The following is a 4,708-nucleotide window of genomic DNA, read 5'->3' on the forward strand; positions in this document are numbered from 1 at the left end:
TCGGGCTGCTGGCGGCGGTGCTGCTGGCCCTGGCGGCCGGCCGGCCGGCGGGGCGGCGGCCGGGCGGCTGGCTGGACCGGGGGGTGGCGGCGCTCGCCGCGCTGATGGCCTCGGCGCCCTCCTTCGCGCTGGGCGGCGTGCTGGTGGTGCTGCTCTCCGTGCGGCTGCGCTGGCTGCCCGTGGCGGGCGACGCCACGCCCTGGCACCTCGTGCTGCCGGTGGTGACGCTGGCGGCGGCGCTCGCCCCCGGGCTGGCGCGGGTGGCGCGGCACGGCATGGCGGAGGCGCATGGCGCCTACGCCACGCAATTCGCCCGGATGCGCGGCGTGGCGCCCTGGCGCATCGGGTTGCGGGTGGTGGCGCGGCCGGCGCTGGTGCCGGTGGTGGCCTATCTCCCCGTGCTGGCCATGCAGGTGACGGAAGGCTTCATCGCCATCGAGATGCTGTTCAACCTGGATGGCATCGGCCAGCTTCTCATCCGCTCGCTGATGGCGCGCGACCTTCCGGTGGTGGCGGCGCTGGGGCTGGTTTTCGCGCTGCTGCTCGGCGCCGCCACGCTGCTGGCGGAGCTGTCGCTGCGCGCCATGGACCCGCGCCTGCGCGCGGGGGGTGCGGCGGCATGAGCCATCGTCATGGCGCGGCGCATCGCCGCTTCCCCTGGTTCGGCGCCGCCCTGGCGGCGCTGCTGGCGGCCACCGCCCTGGCCGGCCCCGCCCTGCTCACGGCCGACCCGCTGGAGCCGGACCTCATGGCCGCCGGCCTGCCGCCCGGCGGGGAGTGGCTGCTGGGCACCGACCCGCTCGGCCGCAGCGTGCTGGCGCGCACCGTGGCGGCGGCGCGGCTCTCGCTCGGCGTGGCGCTGGCGGCGAGCCTCGCCACGGCCCTGCTCGGCACGGTGGTGGGGCTGCTCACCGCCAGCCTGGGAGGGATGCCGCGCCGCCTGCTGCGCGGCCTGACCGAGACGGTCTATGCCTGCCCCGCCTTGCTGCTGGTGCTGGTGGCCACCGAATTGCTGGGCGGCGGCGTCGGCACCGTGCTGCTCGGCCTCGTGCTGACGCGCTGGCCACCCTACGCGCAGCTTGCCGAGCCGCTGGCGCGCGGCGCCCTGGCGGCGCCGGAGGCGGAGGCCAGCCTGCTGCTGGGCTTCGGCCGCGCCTACCGGCTGCGGCGCCACGCTTGGCCGGCCATCGCGCGGCCCGTCGCCTCGCTGGCGGCGCTGCAGCTGGGGGGCAACCTGCTCACCGTCTCGGCGCTGGGCTTCCTCGGCATCGGCCTGCTGCCGCCGCGGCCGGAATGGGGGGCGATGATCGCCGAGGCGCTGCCCTACCTGCAGGAGGCGCCGCACATGCTGGCCGCCCCCGCCGCCGCCATCTTCCTCGCCACCTGGTCGGCCACGCTGATCGGCGAGGGGTTGGCGCGCGCCCCCGCGCCCGCCCTGCCGCTGGAGGAGACATGAACGCGCTGCGCATCGAGGGGCTCGGCATCCGGCATGACGGGCGGGCCATGCTGCGGGATGTCTGCCTGGAGGTGGCGGAGGGGGAGAGCCTCTGCCTCATCGGCGCCTCGGGCGGCGGCAAGAGCCTGATCGCCGCCGCCGTGGCCGGGCTGCTGCCCGGCTGCATGGAGGCCACGGGCTGGATCGACCTCGGCCCGCACCGGCTGCGCGCCGCCGACCAGCGCGGGCTGCGCGCCCTCTGGCACAGCCGCACCTGCCTGCTGCCGCAGGAGCCGGCCCAGGCATTGGCGCCGCTGCTGCCCGCGCTCTCGCAGCTGCGGCTGACGCCGCCCTGGCTGGACCGCGCCGGCGCCCTGGGCTGGCTGGCCCGGCTGGGGCTGGATGCCAGGGCGGCGGCCCGGCTGCCCTTCCAGCTTTCGGGCGGCATGGCGCAGCGGCTGCTGGCGGCGCTGGTGCTGCGTGGCCGGGCGCCGCTGCTCCTGGCCGACGAGCCGACCAAGGGGCTGGACCCGGCACGGCGGGCCGAATTGCTGGCGCTGTTCGCCACGCTGCGCGCGGAGGGGCGCGCCCTGCTGCTGATCACGCACGACCTGGCGGTGCCGCAGGCGCTGGGCGGGCGGATCGCGGTGCTGGAGGAGGGGCGGATCGCCGAATGCGGCCCCGCCGAGAGCGTGCTGGCGGCGCCGCGCTCGGCCTTCGCCCGTGCCTGCGTGGCGGCCGATCCGCGCCTCTGGCCGGCCCGTGCCCCGGCGGCGGGCGGCGAGGAGGTGGCGCGGGCCGAGGCGCTGGCGATCGGCCGTGGCGGCCGCGCCCTGGCCGGACCGCTCGACTTCTCCCTGCATGCCGGCCGGATGACGGCGCTGCTCGGCCCCAGCGGCATCGGCAAGACCACGCTGGGCGACACGCTGCTGGCCCTGGCGCCGCCTGCGGCCGGCCGGCTCTGCTGGCTGGGCCGCCCGCTGGACACGCGGCTGCGGCAGAGCCTGCGCACCCGCTTCCAGAAGCTGCACCAGGACCCGACGCGGGTGTTTCCCCGCCAGCGCCCGCTGGGCGAGAGCCTGGCCGACCTGGCGCGGCTGCGCCCCGGCACCGCCCCCGCCCTGCCGCCCCTGCTGGAGCGGCTGGGCATCTCCCCCGCCCTGCTGCGCCGCCCGCCCGAGGCGGTGAGCGGCGGCGAGGCGCAGCGTGTTGCCCTGGCGCGGCTGCTGGCGCTGCGCCCGGCCCTGCTGGTGGCCGACGAGCCCTGCTCCCGCCTCGACCCGCCGACGCGCCGCGCCGCCCTGCACCTTCTGCGTGGCCTGGCCGACGCGGAGGGGCTGGGCGTGCTGCTCATCACCCACGACGCGGCGGCGGCCCGGGCGCTGGCCGATGCCACGCTGTCTCTTGGCCCGCCCGGCGGAGGCATGGCGGGCCAGGGCTGATTGCCCCCCGCCGCTTCCGGCGCCTAGGCTTTTCCTCGTAACAACCAAGAACGGGAGGAAGGCGCCATGGTGGATGCGGGAGATGGACCCATCCTGGACAGCGTGCGGCTCACCGGCTTCTGCCGGGCCGTGTTCGAGCGGGTCGGCATGCCGGAGGCGGAGGCCGCGCTCTGCGCCGAGAGCTTGGTGGAGGCGGATCTGCGCGGCGTGGCCTCGCACGGCGTGGTGCGGCTGCCGATCTACGCGGAGCGGCTGGAGCGCGGCGCCAACAACCCGCGCGCCGTGCCGCGCGTCCTGCGCGAGACCCGCGGCACCGCCGTGGTCGATGGCGACAACGGCATGGGGCAGGTGGTCGGCGCCTGGGCCATGGAGGTGGCGCTGCGCAAGGCGCGGGAGGGCGAGCCGGCCTGGGTCTCCGTGCGCAACAGCAACCATTTCGGCGCGGCCGCCTGGTTCGCGGAATACGCCACCCGCGCGGAGATGATCGGCATCGCCATCACCATCGGCGGCATCAACCACATGGTGCCCTGGGGCGGGGCCGAGGCGCTGCTCGGCAACAACCCCTTCGCCATCGGCATGCCGATGCGCGGCGCGCCGCCGATGATGCTGGACATGGCCTGCTCGGTCGCGGCGCGCGGCAAGATCATCGTCGCCGCCAAGGAAGGCACGCCGATCCCGCCGGACTGGGCGGTGGACCGGGACGGCGTTCCCACCACCGACGCGGCACGCGCCCTGGAAGGCTTCGTCAGCCCGCTCGGCGGCCCGAAGGGCTACGCGCTCACCCTGACCATGGGGCTGCTGAGCACCATGCTCTCCGGCGCCGCCTTCGGCCGCGAGGTGACGCACATGTATGAGGATTTCGCGCGGCCGCAGAATGTCGGCCATCTCTTCGCGGTGCTGCCGGTGACGGCCTTCGAAGACCTCGACACGTATTATGCCCGCATGGAGACCGCCGCCGCTGAGCTGCGCGGCGCCCGCAAGGCTCCCGGCGTGGCGCGGATCCACCTGCCCGGCGAGCGCGAGGCGCTGCTGCGGCAGGCGCGTCTCGCCGAGGGCGTGCCGGTCGCCGCCGCGGTGATGGAGGAGCTGGTCGCGCTCGGACTCCGCCTCGGCGTTCCTCCGCTGAAGTAAAGGCGGCAGCCGCCAATCCATCAGGGGGAGGAGGATTCCTCCCCCGACCTCGCCTCTCCGGCGGGCCAGGATGGCACCGTCACGCCGTCCGGCAGGGCTGAGGGGGCGCGCCATGCGCCTCCGCCTGCCCTGGCACCCGCCGCCGGACGGCCTCTCCGGCACTTTTTCCCCATCGATGCGCTGTCTGGCCGCTCTTCCGGGCAATCACGGGCTGCCACAACTCGATCCCAATTAAGAGATGTTCTTCATTAAATTGGATTAAACCTTGAAAAAAATCTCTCCGCCGACGTGCACAGGTTGTGTCTGTCAGGGCGCGATTTCCTCAAGTTCCCGTGTGGTTTCAGGGCAGAAATTCACGTTTTCGTGTGTTCAGGCGCTCAGCGGGCATTCTCGTTCGATGAGACACAGGATTATTTTTAATATTTCCAAGTTTCTGCAAACTATTTATTTTAGCCTAAGCTTGGCAATAATAGACATTATCCTTACCACTCATTACTAATTTTCCTTTGTTTTTGCTGGACCTTTCCCGGGGCTTTGCTGCTATCACTCACTTGTGAGCGAGCAATCCCCAGCGGCCTGCTCTTTTATTAGGAAAGTAAAAGCTATGACCGCTCTTGGCGTATATGTCGGCAACGACCCGGCTCTTCTGAACAAGTTCACTGGCTGGCTGGGCGATGCGCCCGATTACGTCCATGGAGTG

4 protein-coding genes are annotated in these 4,708 nt (G+C 73.2%); all 4 read left to right on the plus strand.

What is annotated here, in order from left to right; all coding sequences use genetic code 11:
• Positions 1–623: ABC transporter permease subunit (locus tag ACFOY6_RS23610; protein WP_379652414.1), on the plus strand; the 623-nt coding region annotated here is incomplete at its 5' end.
• A complete protein-coding gene (locus ACFOY6_RS23615; protein ID WP_379652415.1) occupies positions 620–1,456 on the plus strand; it encodes an ABC transporter permease in 837 nt (278 codons plus the stop codon). The genes ACFOY6_RS23610 and ACFOY6_RS23615, both read left to right, overlap by 4 nt.
• The gene (locus tag ACFOY6_RS23620; RefSeq protein ID WP_379652416.1) at positions 1,453–2,877 is read left to right on the plus strand and encodes an ATP-binding cassette domain-containing protein; all 1,425 of its coding nucleotides are present in this window, start codon (positions 1,453–1,455) and stop codon (positions 2,875–2,877) included. Before ACFOY6_RS23615 ends, ACFOY6_RS23620 begins: the two co-directional genes overlap by 4 nt.
• Positions 2,878–2,943: 66 nt before the next feature.
• The gene (locus ACFOY6_RS23625) at positions 2,944–4,008 is read left to right on the plus strand and encodes an Ldh family oxidoreductase (protein WP_379640945.1); all 1,065 of its coding nucleotides are present in this window, start codon (positions 2,944–2,946) and stop codon (positions 4,006–4,008) included.
• Positions 4,009–4,708: the final 700 nt, after the last annotated feature.

The organism is Teichococcus aestuarii (genome assembly GCF_042651065.1).
GTDB lineage: Bacteria > Pseudomonadota > Alphaproteobacteria > Acetobacterales > Acetobacteraceae > Pseudoroseomonas > Pseudoroseomonas aestuarii.